This is a genomic window from Pseudomonas sp. PDM19, assembly GCF_014852215.1.
GTDB lineage: Bacteria > Pseudomonadota > Gammaproteobacteria > Pseudomonadales > Pseudomonadaceae > Pseudomonas.
In genome coordinates, this window is record NZ_JACVBG010000001.1 from 1,405,270 (window position 1) to 1,419,087 (window position 13,818).

Annotated in this window: 15 protein-coding genes and 3 tRNA genes; 4 read left to right on the top strand and 14 right to left on the bottom strand. The window is 58.7% G+C overall.

All coding sequences use genetic code 11. The annotated features are described in order from the left end of the window. Positions 1-53: 53 nt before the first annotated feature. Positions 54-419: a LexA family protein gene (locus IB273_RS06085; protein ID WP_151187229.1), complete on the bottom strand. Its 366-nt coding sequence runs from the start codon at positions 417-419 to the stop codon at positions 54-56. Positions 420-640: 221 nt separating this feature from the next. Between IB273_RS06085 and IB273_RS31715 the strand changes: the two genes are divergently transcribed. Continuing rightward, positions 641-1,285, top strand: a complete 645-nt coding sequence (locus tag IB273_RS31715) for a DUF3509 domain-containing protein (RefSeq protein WP_192223535.1) — start codon at positions 641-643, stop codon at positions 1,283-1,285. Positions 1,286-1,482: 197 nt separating this feature from the next. On the opposite strand, the gene IB273_RS06095 is transcribed toward IB273_RS31715, so the two are convergent. The 8 genes from IB273_RS06095 to IB273_RS06130 form a co-directional block, all read right to left on the bottom strand. Then, a complete protein-coding gene (locus tag IB273_RS06095) occupies positions 1,483-2,220 on the bottom strand; it encodes an FkbM family methyltransferase (protein ID WP_151187232.1) in 738 nt (245 codons plus the stop codon). A gap of 423 nt (positions 2,221-2,643) precedes the next feature. After that, a tRNA-Leu gene (locus IB273_RS06100) sits at positions 2,644-2,729 on the bottom strand. A 155-nt stretch (positions 2,730-2,884) separates the two neighbouring features. Next, a tRNA-Cys gene (locus tag IB273_RS06105) sits at positions 2,885-2,958 on the bottom strand. Positions 2,959-2,993: 35 nt separating this feature from the next. Further along, positions 2,994-3,069, bottom strand: a tRNA-Gly gene (locus IB273_RS06110). Positions 3,070-3,137: 68 nt separating this feature from the next. After that, positions 3,138-3,698: a CDP-diacylglycerol--glycerol-3-phosphate 3-phosphatidyltransferase gene (pgsA, locus tag IB273_RS06115; RefSeq protein ID WP_081520460.1), complete on the bottom strand. Its 561-nt coding sequence runs from the start codon at positions 3,696-3,698 to the stop codon at positions 3,138-3,140. Positions 3,699-3,731: 33 nt separating this feature from the next. Next, the gene (uvrC, locus tag IB273_RS06120) at positions 3,732-5,558 is read right to left on the bottom strand and encodes an excinuclease ABC subunit UvrC (RefSeq protein ID WP_151187234.1); all 1,827 of its coding nucleotides are present in this window, start codon (positions 5,556-5,558) and stop codon (positions 3,732-3,734) included. Between the two features lie 2 nt (positions 5,559-5,560). Next, positions 5,561-6,205: a UvrY/SirA/GacA family response regulator transcription factor gene (gene uvrY / locus IB273_RS06125; RefSeq protein ID WP_017517075.1), complete on the bottom strand. Its 645-nt coding sequence runs from the start codon at positions 6,203-6,205 to the stop codon at positions 5,561-5,563. Between the two features lie 236 nt (positions 6,206-6,441). Then, positions 6,442-6,705, bottom strand: coding sequence for a hypothetical protein (locus IB273_RS06130; protein ID WP_225594994.1), 264 nt, complete (start codon positions 6,703-6,705; stop codon positions 6,442-6,444). A 542-nt stretch (positions 6,706-7,247) separates the two neighbouring features. Here IB273_RS06130 and IB273_RS06135 point away from each other — a divergent pair. Together IB273_RS06135 and IB273_RS06140 are read left to right on the top strand one after the other, a co-directional pair. After that, entirely contained in the window at positions 7,248-7,874 is a 627-nt protein-coding gene (locus IB273_RS06135) for a hypothetical protein (protein ID WP_192223536.1), read from the top strand. Between the two features lie 10 nt (positions 7,875-7,884). After that, a complete protein-coding gene (locus IB273_RS06140) occupies positions 7,885-8,574 on the top strand; it encodes an SOS response-associated peptidase (RefSeq protein ID WP_192223537.1) in 690 nt (229 codons plus the stop codon). Here IB273_RS06140 and IB273_RS06145 read toward each other — a convergent pair. The 4 genes from IB273_RS06145 to IB273_RS06160 form a co-directional block, all read right to left on the bottom strand. Beyond that, complete coding sequence (locus IB273_RS06145) at positions 8,571-8,837, bottom strand: hypothetical protein (RefSeq protein WP_192223538.1); 267 nt, start codon at positions 8,835-8,837, stop codon at positions 8,571-8,573. The two genes, IB273_RS06140 and IB273_RS06145, sit on opposite strands and share 4 nt — an antisense overlap. Before the next feature lie 414 nt (positions 8,838-9,251). Then, positions 9,252-9,770, bottom strand: coding sequence for a DUF2514 family protein (locus IB273_RS06150; protein WP_192223539.1), 519 nt, complete (start codon positions 9,768-9,770; stop codon positions 9,252-9,254). Further along, positions 9,767-10,210 carry a structural protein P5 gene (locus tag IB273_RS06155; protein ID WP_192223540.1) on the bottom strand — a complete coding sequence of 148 codons (444 nt, stop codon included), beginning with the start codon at positions 10,208-10,210 and terminating at the stop codon, positions 9,767-9,769. Before IB273_RS06155 ends, IB273_RS06150 begins: the two co-directional genes overlap by 4 nt. An 86-nt stretch (positions 10,211-10,296) precedes the next feature. Beyond that, positions 10,297-10,617 (bottom strand): hypothetical protein, encoded by a 321-nt coding sequence (locus tag IB273_RS06160; protein WP_192223541.1) that lies wholly within the window; start codon positions 10,615-10,617, stop codon positions 10,297-10,299. A 65-nt stretch (positions 10,618-10,682) separates the two neighbouring features. Here IB273_RS06160 and IB273_RS06165 point away from each other — a divergent pair, with 65 nt between their 5' ends. After that, on the top strand, positions 10,683-11,732 hold the full coding sequence (locus IB273_RS06165; protein WP_192223542.1) for an acyltransferase family protein: 1,050 nt from the start codon (positions 10,683-10,685) through the stop codon (positions 11,730-11,732). Here IB273_RS06165 and IB273_RS06170 read toward each other — a convergent pair whose 3' ends face one another. Continuing rightward, the gene (locus IB273_RS06170; protein ID WP_192223543.1) at positions 11,733-13,793 is read right to left on the bottom strand and encodes a hypothetical protein; all 2,061 of its coding nucleotides are present in this window, start codon (positions 13,791-13,793) and stop codon (positions 11,733-11,735) included. It abuts the gene before it with no gap. Positions 13,794-13,818 lie beyond the last annotated feature (25 nt).

Consider the following 13,818-nt stretch of genomic DNA (forward strand, 5'->3'; position numbering starts at 1 on the left):
GTTCTCGAAGTTACTGGCAAATGGTCAGCATCCCGCTCCAACACGCCACAACGCTACGCCCTGGGGCCCTGCGCAACGTCGCCTCCGGAAAGCCGCTGACGCACCACTCCCCATATTGAGAGCTCATCGCCCTCCTCGACTTTCAGCGTCGGATATTCATCGCTCGCCGCCTGCAGCGCGAAGGAACCGTCGACAATGGCGAGGCGACGGATCAGTGCCTCGCCGTTGAGCGCCGCCACCACAATCTCACCAGGTGCCGCCAGCTCGGAACGGTCGACCAGCAGCAGGTCGCAGTCGTGAATGCCCGCTTGCGTCATACCTTCGCCACATGCACGGACTATGTACGTATGAAGAGCCGCAACACCGGCCATTGCACCAGTCTGCACAACATCTCGGACTTCCAGAATGGTTTGCTGCATGACCCTTCTCCAGATACTGTATATGCATACAGATAGCAGATACCTGTCAGCCCGACAAGCTATTGAATGGAACCTCCAGGAAGAAATGCCGCTCAACCGAAAGGACAGCGCACCGATGACGGTGGACTACCCTTAGGGAGGGGTGAGGATATCGATATGAATCCAGGCACGTTCGTCACGCTCATGATTTTCGGCTGGGTCCTGCTGGCAGTAGTTACGCTGTGGGCGATCCTTCGCGTACCGATGCGTCGGGCCCGCCTGCAGAAGCCCAGGCACAAAGCGAAAGCCGACTCCTCGCGGCACCAACCTATCCCTCACTGAAATCTCCAGTCGTGCAAAATGCCATGGCATTTTCGCCTTACCATGCAGGGTGCATGGCAAGCGAGGCGGATAGACATTGCAACCATCTGATTTTTAAGGATTTTCTATTTACGCCAGATTGGTATGCACCCTGCAATGAAAAGGGAAGAAACCACCCATTCATTGCCGAGGACGACACCATGCCTATCGACCGCCTGCCTGCCGCCCAATACCTCTGCCAGGCCTTCTCCGATTTCGACGTGAGCTTCACGGCTCGACCGGACGGCAATCTGATCATGACGCTGAGCAAGGATGCGGGCGAACACATCGCCTGTCGCGTGGTGCGCCAGGAAGAGCAACGCAACGAAGAGCTGCTAACCAGCCTGGTTGGCCGCATTCGTCGCGATCTGGCGACCGAGTACGGCCCGCTGCAGGAGCGCGATGCCGACCACTTCAAGGCAGAGGTTCCTCTGCAGAACTTCTACGAGTCTGCCGAGCCGCTGCGCCAGCGTCGCATCGTCAAGGCCGGCGCAAGATTGCGGTCGATGGCGAATGTGAGCGCCTGACAAACGCGAAATAAAAACCCGGCACAAAGCCGGGTTTTTATTTCTTACCAGCTCCACGCGAACCTGGCTCTTGAATTTGTAACCCGTGCGATCTCAAGCAACTCGAATGGACTCCCTATCAGGAGCAACCGGCATAGGAACAATAGGCTTCTTGCCATCAGCGGATACACGAACGCTAGACCTGTAAAAATTCCGCCTTAATAGCTTGCTATAAAGCCCATCTTTATCTTCAGCCTCACCCACATCCAACTAAGCCAGGATGCGGCGTAGACAGGTCGCTCCCGCGAGGCGATGCGCAAGCAATACGCGGTTCGATCAATATATATGCAGGACATGTGAAGCCGAGAAAAAAGCATATAACCTTTCCGGCGGAGCACCTTATGCGATGGCGTACGCTTCACATCAGACGCAGAATGACAAGCCAGAACCTCGGTGATTATAAGTTTTGGTCTGACCCTGTGAAACGGGAAGGTTGCGAGAATCTCCCCGTCCAAGCCCTCAACATCGATGGACATCAGGTCAATGCTTGAGATGCGATGCTCATCAAGCAGCGACTCCACCGTCTTGCACTGCAGTTCGAATTGATCAAGGACCTCAATACCTCGCAGCTTGTGAGCCTCTACCTGCCGATCATCCACAAATCCATTCAACCCAGGATCATTGAAAACCGTGAAGCGCAGAACTCCAGGAGCGGCAGCGACTGGCGACTCAATGTTGACGTCGTCCGGCCTATGAAGCCTGAACTCCTCCATACTCCCCGGCATCGCATCTATGTTTATGCCTCGCCAGCCTTCAGAGTAAAGAAGAGCAGTATTACTGAGGTTATATGGGTGATGAGCCCCTATATCGAGGTATCGGCCGCGCGTCATACCGAATACATCGATGAGGATTTTTCGTGCAAGAACATCTTCACCTTCCCAGGAAAAAGACTGCATCGCTTTGAAAATCCTGAATGTTTTCTATAAAAGCTATCGAATTGACTCCGGAACATCCGCCTTCGGATAGCTACCCTTTCGCACACGAGGTTCGCCTCGTATCAAAGGCAATACAGAACCGGTTGAAACCTTAGGCTGTATAGAGTTCGCTGGCAAGAATATACGTCGCTCGCCATGCAAGAACGGCATGCAGCTCACGATCATGCAATACGCGGCACTCCCAGCCTCAGCCTGCAACAAACCATGAAAACAGTATCGTGCTCGCGCATTCCGCATCTCCAACGGGCTTTGCCAAGGACGACCTGAAGTCGTTGAGTCGCGCCAGTGAGAGGTAGATGGAGATGGCTAGATTTCTGTCCGCCCCGGAGCATAAGGATTGGAGGAAGACGGGACGCAATGGCTGGCAGCCATTGCTCTTGAAGATGGTGCCCGGAGCCGGACTCGAACCGGCACGCCCAAAGGGCGAGAGATTTTAAGTCTCCTGCGTCTACCGATTTCGCCATCCGGGCGGCAGCGCGTTGCAGTGTTTCCAGGTGCAAACCTGGAAAGGGCTGGACTATATACAGCCCCACTCCCGCTGCGCAAGTTGCTGAAACTCGCAATCCCTGCAGCGGGCCACTAAAGAAAAAGCCCTGTAAATCTTCGATTTACAGGGCTTTTCTATTGGAGGCTGAGGTCGGAATCGAACCGGCGTTCACGGATTTGCAATCCGGTGCATAACCACTCTGCTACTCAGCCATAACACGGATGACTCAAGGCGAATCATCAAAATCTGGAGCGGGAAACGAGACTCGAACTCGCGACCCCGACCTTGGCAAGGTCGTGCTCTACCAACTGAGCTATTCCCGCGTTGTCGTGTTGACGGGCGCCATTCTAACGATTTGGAAATGCCTGTCAACTCCTTGATTCAAAAATACTTATTTCTCTTTCGGGGTCGTGTTCAGGTGCGGCCAGGCCGCCACAAGATAGTGCAGCATCGACCACAGGGTGAGGATGGCCGCAACGATCAGCAGTGCATAGCCAACCAGGACCCAAAAGGTCATCAGCGGCGGATTGGCCAGCAGAATCACCAGCGCCAGCATCTGCGCCGCAGTCTTCCACTTGCCCAGACTGGAAACGGCGACATGCGCCCTCGCCCCTATCTCCGCCATCCATTCGCGCAGCGCCGAGACCACGATCTCGCGGCCGATGATGATTGCGGCCGGCAGCGTCAGCCACAGATTCGCGTGCTCCTCCACCAACAGCACCAGTGCAGTGGCAACCATCAGCTTGTCCGCTACCGGGTCAAGGAAGGCGCCAAAGGGAGTGCTCTGCCCCAGTCGACGCGCCAGGTAGCCATCCAGCCAGTCGGTGGCGGCGGCAAGTGCGAACACGGCGCTGGCAGCCAGGTGACTGGCCGGGAACGGGAGATAGAACAGCAGGATGAAGATCGGAATGAGCAGAACGCGGAGCAATGTGAGCAGGTTCGGGATATTCATCGGGTCGGAAGGTCTGCGAGTTGAGCCGGCATTCTACTCGCTGTGCAGTGCAGCATAAATCTGCTCTGCCAGCTTTTTGCTGATACCGGGGGCTTTGGCAATTTCATCGATACTGGCTCTGCCCAGTTCCTGCAACCCGCCGAAATGCTTGAGCAGGTCGCGACGGCGCTTGGGCCCGACGCCAGCGACGTCTTCTAGTGTCGAGGTGCGACGGGCCTTGCCGCGCCGAGCACGGTGGCCGGTGATGGCAAAGCGGTGTGCCTCATCGCGGATCTGCTGGATCAGGTGCAGCGCGGGCGAGTCGGCGGGCAAGGTGAATTCGTGTTCGGCGTCGTTGAGGTAAAGGGTTTCCAGACCAGGCTTGCGGGTGACGCCCTTGGCGACGCCCAGCAACGTCAAGCCTACCACCGTCAGCTCCTGGAGCACTTCCTGGGCCATTGCCAACTGCCCTTTGCCGCCATCCACCAGAAGAATGTCGGGCATCTTGCCCTCGCCTTCCTTCAAGCGGCTGAAGCGGCGGGTCAGCGCCTGGTGCATGGCGGCGTAATCGTCGCCGCCGGTAATGCCCTCGATATTGAACCGGCGATAATCCGACTTCAGCGCGCCTTCAGGCCCGAAGACCACGCAGGAAGCCACAGTCGCCTCACCGCTGGAGTGACTGATGTCGAAGCATTCGAGCCGCTGCGGCGGCTCGGGCAGATCCAGCGCCTCGCCGAGCGCATCGAAACGCGCAGCCATGTGCTGGCGGTTCGCGAGGCGGGCGGCCAGCGCCTGTTCTGCGTTGGTCACGGCCAGCTGCTGCCAGCGCGCACGCGTGCCTCGAACTCGGGGCGAGATTTCCAGCAGGCGACCACGGGACTCTTCGATGGCCGAAGCGAGGATCGGGAAGTCTTCATGCACGGCGTTGACGATCAACTCGCTCGGCAGATCACGCTCGTGATGGCTGAGGTAGTACTGCCCGAGGAAGGCCAGCAGGACGTCACCCACCTCCTCCTCGATCGCCACCTGCGGGAAGAAGTTCTTGCTGCCCAGCACCCGCCCACCGCGCACGCTGATCAGGTGCACACAGGCTCCGCCCGGATTGACGATGGCCGCCACCACATCGACGTTGCCCGTACCGAACTCCATGCTTTGCTGGTCCTGCACGCGGCGCAGGATCTGCACCTGATCGCGCAATTCCGCCGCCTTCTCGAAGTCCAGGCGCATAGCCGCCTGCTCCATGCTGGTGGACAGCTCTTCGGCCAACACATTGCTGCGCCCGTCAAGGAACATGATCGAGTGGCGCACGTCTTCGGCGTACTCCTCCTCGCTCACCAGCCCGACACAGGGAGCCTTGCAGCGCTTGATCTGGTACTGCAGGCACGGACGCGTGCGGTTGCGGTAGTAGCTATCCTCGCACTGGCGCACGAAAAAAGCCTTCTGCAGCAGCGCGAGGCTTTCGCGAATGGCGCCAGCGCTCGGGTAAGGGCCGAAGTAGCGCCCTTTGGCCTTCTTCGCGCCACGGTGGATGGTCAGGCGCGGGAACGCGTCCTCGCTCGACAGGAAGACGTAGGGATAGGACTTATCGTCGCGTAGCAGGATGTTATACGGCGGCCGCCATTCCTTGATCAGCGTCTGCTCGAGCAGCAGCGCCTCGGTCTCGTTGGCGGTGATGGTCGTCTCGACCTGAGCGATCTTCGCCACCAGGGCGGCCGTCTTCGGCGCCAGGCCGGACTTGCGGAAATAACTGGAGAGACGCTTCTTGAGGTCCTTCGCCTTGCCGACGTACAGCAGCTTGGCCTCGGCGTCGAACATGCGATAGACGCCCGGCCGCCCGCTGCAGGTGGCCAGGAAAGCCGCCGAATCGAACAGTTGCACCATGATCAGTTGCTGGCGTCGACCATGCCGTGCCGGACAGCCAGCAACGCCAACTCGACGTCACTGGTGATCGAGAGCTTCTCGAAAATGCGGTAGCGGTAGGTATTCACGGTCTTGGGCGAGAGGCACAGCTTGTCCGAGATGCTCTGTACCTTGTGGCAGTTGGCGATCATCAGTGCGATCTGGATCTCGCGCTCGGACAGGGTGTCGAACGGCGATGCATTTCTTTCCGGCTCAAAGGACTTCAGCGCCAGGTTCTGGGCGATCTGCGGGCTGATATAGCGCTGGCCGGCAAACACCTGGCGAATCGCCTGGACCATCTCATCCAGAGCCGCGCCCTTGGTAAGATAGCCAGCCGCGCCGGCTTGCATCAGGCGAGTCGGGAACGGGTCTTCCTCACACACTGTCACTACCACGACGCGCACGTCGGGCTGGCTACGCAGCAGTTTTCGGGTGGCTTCCAGGCCGCCGATGCCAGGCATCTTCACGTCCATCAGCACAACATCGGGCTTGAGCTCGCGAGCCAGTTGCAATCCACGCTCGCCGGAGTCGGCCTGCCCGACGACCTGCAGGCCGTCGATATCAGCCAGCATGCGGGTAATTCCGGTGCGCACCAGATCGTGATCATCGACCACCAGCACCTTAATCACGCAGCACCCCTTGCACAGAATGGAATGGTGAGCCCCGAAAAGGGACCTCGAACAATTGCCGAACCTTAACAGAAAGCGGCTCTACGACCTAGCTTGGAAGCGGTTCGCCAAAATGCAAGCGCCAGAGAAACGCAGCGCAGGCGGGATAAATGCTGACAGATGCCCACCAGACCGTCTAGGACGGCCGTACCGGAAAATTCCCTACCAGGAAGGATCGACTGCAATGCAGGTGTAACTCAGGCTTCGACGGCATCCAGCAGGGCCCACGGCTTGTAGCCTGCGGCGCGCGCTGCCTTTTCCGCTTCGAGGATCGCCTCGGTGCGACTCAGCGAGCGCGAACGATGCTCGAAGCGGAAGGCGGGCCCACTTTCTGCACGCACGCTGAGAACAATCAGATAGCCCCGCATGGGGTTGCTGGCTTCGCGAGTGGTTTTCACTTTCTTCGGAGCAACGCCAAGCGCTTCGCGCATCTGCCGCTCGAGATCTTCGACTTGGTTCATTCAGGGTTTTCCGGAAGGTAGTACTTGAAGTTTAACTGAGCGGATCAACGTCCTACAGAATCATCGATCGGGATGACTGCCTTTTCTGACGTTGTTCAACTTGTGCAATGCAATTGCCATGAGTACGACGTGAAATTGGAAGAAAATCCCACAAGCGGTGCTTGATGGCCAGAAACGCGAAAGCCCCGCATGGCGGGGCTTTCAACGTTGTAATAGTGGCGGAAGCGTAGAGATTCGAACTCTAGGACAGTTGCCCGTCGACGGTTTTCAAGTCCGTCATACAAACATAGCAATTCCGCGACCTACAGACGTATCCGCGTTCCGATTCTATCAGAAATCAAACCACCTAAAAGGCCCGATATTGCTGAGGTCTCGAAATACCTTTCGGAACTGATTTTCGCCCCTCCTCCGCCCGTCCGGGCACGCCTTCCCTCCCCTCGATCGCTTCACGTAATCTGTATATCCATACAGCATTATTCCAACCTACCGTGCACCCCGACCTCTCGCAGTGGCACGCCAGGCTCAACAGCCGGCGCGACCTGATGTCTCATCCCGAAGAACTCCGGCGCGAGCTGACCGACGGCGCCCGGGGCTTGCTCGCCCGCGGCATGATCACCAACGACGAATGGCTGGAGCTCTGCGACCTGGTCACCGGTTCTTACTCCTTCGCGATCGAGCAGCGCGCCGCCGAGCTGTTCCACCCTGCGTCCGCTTATGTGGTGCTCGACCAGTCCGGCCAGCAGGCCGGCAAGGGCTCCCGCGGCATCCTGGCCTTCGACGCGGCCAAAGATGCGCCGCTGCAGGTGAAGTACGGCGAGGGCGGCACGCTGCAGGCCTTCACCGGGCCGGCCTTCAACTACCTCTCCGGCTCCATCCAGGGTCTAGTGCTGACCATGGAGAACGGCAGGCGCTTCACCTTGGTCGAGGTCGGTCGCTATCTGAGGGGCGGCGAGTACGTCGAGGCGATCACTGATCCGGACGGCTTTCGCCTGCTGCTGGACATGATCGAGGTTGCCCACGAAGCCGGCAATGTAGCCAGGGCGCGCCACCTCGAGCGGCGCGCGGAGGTAAGCCCGTTCAGGGTCTGCCCGAGCTGCCGGGCCAACTTCGCCACGCAGTACGACTGCGCCCAGTGCACCGGTCTAGGCTTCATTCGGGTTACGGTTTGAGGATCTGGGAATGTGCGGGAGATATGTGACGCCAGAGGAAGCGGCTATGGAGCGGTACTGGCATATCTGGCGGGGGAACGCCGGGCGCTGGATTGATCGCGCGTACAACGTCGCGCCGACCAGCCAGGTGCCCATGGTGCTCCTGAGCGAGGCGGGAGAACAGGAAGTGGTCGCGGCCCGCTGGGGGCTGATCCCGTTCTGGTGGAAGCAGGAGAAGCTGCCGGCGCTGACCTTCAACGCGCGGAGCGAGGAAGCGGCGACGAAGCCGATGTGGCGGGACGCGATCCGGCACAAGCGATGCCTGATGCCGGCGGCGGGCTGGTACGAGTGGAACGAGAAGGAGCCGGTCAAGAACAGCGCCGGCCGCGCCGTGAGCCAGCCCTACTACCACCACGCTATCGACAACGGGGTGCTGGCGATCGCCGGCATCTGGTCGACCTGGGCGCCGCCGGAGGGGGAGCCGATCACCTCTTGCGCGCTGCTGACCAAGGAGGCCGAGGGCCTGGTCGCTGCCGTCCACCACCGGATGCCGGTGATTCTGGCGCCAGAGCAGTGGAAGACCTGGCTGTCGCCGGATACCTCGCTCGAACTGGCCTACGACACCATCGCCCTGGCGCGGCAGGACTTCGAGGCCTACCGCATATCCACGGACGTCGGCAGCGTCAGGAACCAGGGCGCGCAGCTGATCGAGCCGATCTAGCCTGCAATGTAGTGGGCCACGCCCTTTCCAACGGCCTTCCACTGATCCTGCGGCGAGTTTGGCGACAACATGGCAAAGGCCTCTACCTCTTGGCCTTCTTTCGGCTCGGCCGGAACGATTGCGGCATGCCGTCCAGCTTGGAACCCGGCGAACATTTCGGAGTTGGCCGACACGTGGAATTCCCAAATGCCGTACTGGCCGGACTTTGTGACCATGCGCTCCAGGTGAAGGCGCGTACCTCCGTTACTGCGGATTCTGAGCATGCCGACCTCCTGTTGATCGTGGCCGGCAGTCTACCCTACTGAACGCACTGGAACTGGATGTACCAATAGCTATCCGTCACATACGAGGCAGTGTTCGCGTAGGCGATTACAGTGCCTCCCTCACTAACTTCACCTTCCCCGACAATCTGGTATCTGCCTCCGCAAGCCTCATGCATCTGCTTGAAGGCGTCTTCTCTGCGAGCATTGATGACGCGGTCTGCACCACCATTCAGGTACTTAATAACTCCGACTCGCTCTCCCTCATTTACAGGCGCATATGCAGAACCGCTGCGCGGTGGCGATACCATTTGAGCGCCGACGCAGCCACCCAAAAGTATGAGAGCGATGTAAAGGGAAAGACGGCGAAATGACGTTGGCATAGCGATCCCTCGCGGTGAATGTGGCGAGACGCTACTACCGAACCGCCCCCCGTTCAAGAACTCCATAGGCCGCCTCGCAGGCCAGCCCCCTCACTCGGGATTCGTCAGCTGCTTCTGCGTAGACACCCGCCAGGCGGTCAGCCTCTCCAAGCAGCTCGGCGAGCACTCTGGCGTGCTGGGCTGCTGTCTTGCTTGCGGCGGCAGTGCAGGAATCGCGGCCGGCTTCAGCTGCAGCAACTCGGTCGGCGTACTTGGCGGCTGCGTCCCGCACGCGCTGATCAGCAGCGACATCAGCATTAGCACGAACCTGGTCAATCTTCTTGTCGGCATCTTCGATCACCTTGTTGACGGACAGTTGGCGGCGCTGCTCCTCGGCGCGCTGCCTGGCTTCGAATACTGCGGCGGCCTGCTGGTCCGCCTTCCCGTGCTGATCCCACTTGGCCTGCCAGGCGGCATCCATGCGCCCGCTCCCTTCGTGCCAGCCGACGGCAGCGGCTAGGAACGGCAACAGAGCGCACAGCAGAGGCTTCCAGTAGCTGAGCAGCCAGGTCACGCCAACGCCCTCCGCACACCCTCATCGATCACCGGACCCTGGTACGGCACGCCGCCGTTCTCGTGCCGGATGATCGCCACCACCAGGCCGCGCAGGGTTGCCGGCAGCCGGACGTCGATCATCTGGTTGGGCTGCGCTCCCAGCGCCTTGGCCACTGCGCCGATGTACGCCTCGGTGTCGTTCTCGTTCCCCGGCGCCCAGCGGCTGATGGTCTCGCGGACGGTGTCGATGCCGGGGCCGCCCACACCGGGCATGCCGTTCTTCCCTCGGTACGCCAGCAGCAGCTTACCCAGCGCGCGAATGCCATTCTCTGGGGTGTCGAAGCGGGCGAAGCGTGGTTTCTGCACGCCCAGTTCCAGGCCGAGTTGGCCCTGCCAGGCGTTGCGGGGGTTGTAGTCGATGTTGCCGGGGTTGTTGTTGCGGATGCCGCGGGTGGTCATGGCTGATCTCCGAAAACGACAACGCCAGCTCTCTGGCTGGCGCTCAGGTAGAACAAGGTGTCCCGCAACTGGGGCGGCGACAGGTATTAGAGGAACTCCGGCACGACTGGATCCTGATCGGTCGGCAATTCAACGGGCCCATCTGGCGGGTCGACAATGTCCGCCGGGAACTTAGACTGGTCACCCGCAAGCAGGCCGTAGGGCATGATCAAAGTCAGCACTATCTCGCCATCGATCCGCGAAACCGGCTGATTGATCCATGGGCATTCCAGGGACTCGGCCGACACCGTCTCGCCTTCCCCGATGCCTCCAAAATTCAGCACCTGACCGTTGATCGTCAGCGCCTCCCCGTCCCGGACGATTATCAGCTTGTCGTCGGACCTGCTGGGTGAAAGCTTGATGAGCATGGTTACTCCTGTTCATTGATGCGACAATGCGCGGATTTTTTTGGACGCAGCTGTTGGAGAAGGACGTGAGCGGCGCAAGTAGGCATAACTGTTTTGATCTGATGCGACACATTGCGGCGCTTGCCGTCTTGGTAAGCCACCACTACGCACTTAGCGGGCTTGTTGAGCCAAACTTCTCAGGGAAATTCATCTTCGGAATGAATGCAATTTCCTGGGGAGGCCTGGCCGTTCTGATCTTTTTCTCAATCTCGGGATATTTGGTAACCAAGAGCTTCATTCGCTCCGAAGGGTTCGTCGACTACATGAACAAGCGAGCTCGACGACTTTTCCCTGGACTTATTGTTTGCTGCGCCATTCTTGTTTTTCTGGTCATGCCTTTCTATAACGGCAACCATCTTATTGCTTTCTTCGACCCTGCTTCGTGGAATTCATTTATTCGCAGCGTGATGCTGCTCCGCCTGGACTTTCCCACGCCCGTTGCTGCGTTCAAATATCACAACATCATGAATGGCAGCTTATGGACTCTGTCTAGCGAGTTCCTGTGCTATGTGCTTGCCGCTATCGCACTGGGATATTCAAAAAGTTGGCGAGCACCAGCTGTTATTCTCGCCATCTGTATTGCAGCGATGTTCTACACCCTTGAGTCTCGTTCTGAGTTCATTTTCTACCAGATTAAGAGCGCTCGCTTCCTGCCATTCCTGATTGTTTTTGCTGTTGGCTCGCTGATGGCGACGACTGAAATCACGTGGAACAACACCAAGTCCAGGATCGTTCTTGCTGTACTGAGCGTTCTGACTCTTATTGCAACAAGCCAGACCAAAGAGGCATACATCCTCGGCAACATTGCGATAGCGGTGGCTGTTCTGGCTATAGGCACGTCCTTCAAAGACCGGCTGATCAGTGGGAAGTACGACATTTCCTACGGCATCTACATCTATGCGTGGCCGGTGCAACAGATCGTCATCAACGAGACAGGCCTGAGTCTCTACCCAAGCCTGCTGTTGACCGTCGCCATCACCTTAGTGCTTGCCGCAGCGTCGTGGCGCTTCGTAGAAAAGCCCTTCCTTGCCCGACATGCACCAAGCCGTCAGCAGTCCGCGGCTGTCGCCCAATAGTCATTTCCATCTGCCCACAGCGCGCGCCTGGTATGGCCGCGCTGTGGGGTCATTCGACGCACTCAACACCGTGACGCTGCAACCGGTGTTCGTCGGGGTGGCTCCAGTCGTACCCCAGCGCGTTCCGAAGCATCCACTCACCGACACTTCAGGGACTGTTCCGGAGAGAAAACTGGCCGGATAGGTCCACACATCCGATCCAGAAGAACGGAAGATATTGTTGGTCGCGGTGGTACAGACGATGGTCGCAGCGCTCGTGGTCCAGCATTCCAGAACACCATTGCTGTGGCGAATGAACTCGCCATTCGCATTACTGCCGTACTCTGCGTCGTAGAGCGGACCAACCTGCGATGTGCCTCCACCGCTAACAACGTACTTCGAGTCCTCGATGCTACCCCCGGTAATCTTGAAGATGATCGTGAATCCATTCACGTTCAGAACTTCGACAAGCCTTCCGCTTACCGCAACTACTGCCCCGTTAATATCCGTTATCGTCTGATTGGTACCGCTGAAGCTGTAACGAGCAATATCCAACTCGTTCATCATCGTGATTATTTTCTGAAAAGTATCCAAAGCATCATCAGTTACGGGATTCTTCAGCTGAGCGGACGAGTGATGAATTTCAAGCTGGAAGTCTTGAGCATTGAATGCCGACCTGGTCCCCATTGCGCTTTCAGCAAAGGAAACTCTTTCCGGAGTATTCGAGTATTCCAGGGCAATGGCGATACCCTCGGATATCCCTCTGGATGTTGCCCACTCCTCGGGAGTCAAGGTTTGCCAGATTGAATACAGATTCCCGCCGTCGGCGGCGACCCCTTCCGATTCGGTCACCGTGCAGACTCGACCCATCATCTGTTCAAGCGTGGCCCTGAACTGAGCAGGAGCACATAGGGCATCGACGACCCTATCTCCCGACGAAGTAAACGCTTGAATCCCCTGGAGCTTGACCGGGTAATTCTCAAGAAGCAGCGAACTTGAAGATGCCGAATTGAAATCGCCGCCGCAGCCGATATAGAACTTCCCATCGTAGAAGCATGCGCCCTGCATCTTCGGGAAATAGTTGGCGTAGCTTTGCAGGGTGCCAGTCGCATCGGTGGGCAGGATCAGTTCGCCGGTTTGCTTTACGAAGTCGACGTCGTAGATCTTGAACCTGTTCCGACGCCCTGTGCCGCGGCTGACAATGTAGTCCTGGACGTACCAGTTCTGACCGTCAAACGCGAGCATGGACTGCGCTACGACCGCATACGAGGCAACCGGACTCACGGTAGCCAGGTTTGCCGGAAGTGTCGTCAGGTCCAGCTTGATTACCGCGTTGCTGTTGCCGATTGTGTAGAGGAACCGGGAAGACCCAACGCGCCGAAGGACAAGCGATTCCCGCCACTGCTGACCGGTCGTGAACCTGGTCTTTACCGCCCCGGTGTCCAGATCGTGCACCCAGATCCATGCCCAGGTGTTCGCCCCCGAGCTGGCCCCCTTCAGGACAAAGACTTCCCGGCGCTCAGCATCGACAGCGAAGGATTGCGGGTAGAGGAAGTTGTAGCTGTACGTCGCGACCAGAGAGTCGTAGAACGAGTCGCGAAAGGGAAGGTCGAGGACCTTCGAGCGCGAATAGGCGGAAAGCCCGTCAAGGGCGCCGCCGACGGTCGCCCCTTCGTACCCGACATGCTCGGCACCGTCCGGGCTAGCCAGCAGCTGCCGGAGAGCGGCATCGCCAACTGCCTGAAGCTTCGGCGCATCGGTAGCCCAGTCGCCGCTCAGGGTGAGCGGAACGTCAGCGGCGTTCATGACGCGATAGAGCTCGCCACCTCGCTGAACGAGCTGTGTTTGCCGCTCCACCACTACACCGACGCCATAGACCAGATAGACCGATTCGTAGCCTTGAGCGATCAGATAGTCCGTTACCTGCTGCAGTATGCCCTGCCAAGAACGACGAAGAACGCCCAGACGATCCGGATAGCTTTGGCTCGACCCGAGCAAAAGCAGGTCCAGATTCTCCGCATTGTCGTAAAGGTCGCGAGGATCAGTAGAGCCAACAGGATTGCCAGTGAAATACTTGGTCATGCGTTTCTCCATGCATGAAAAAGCC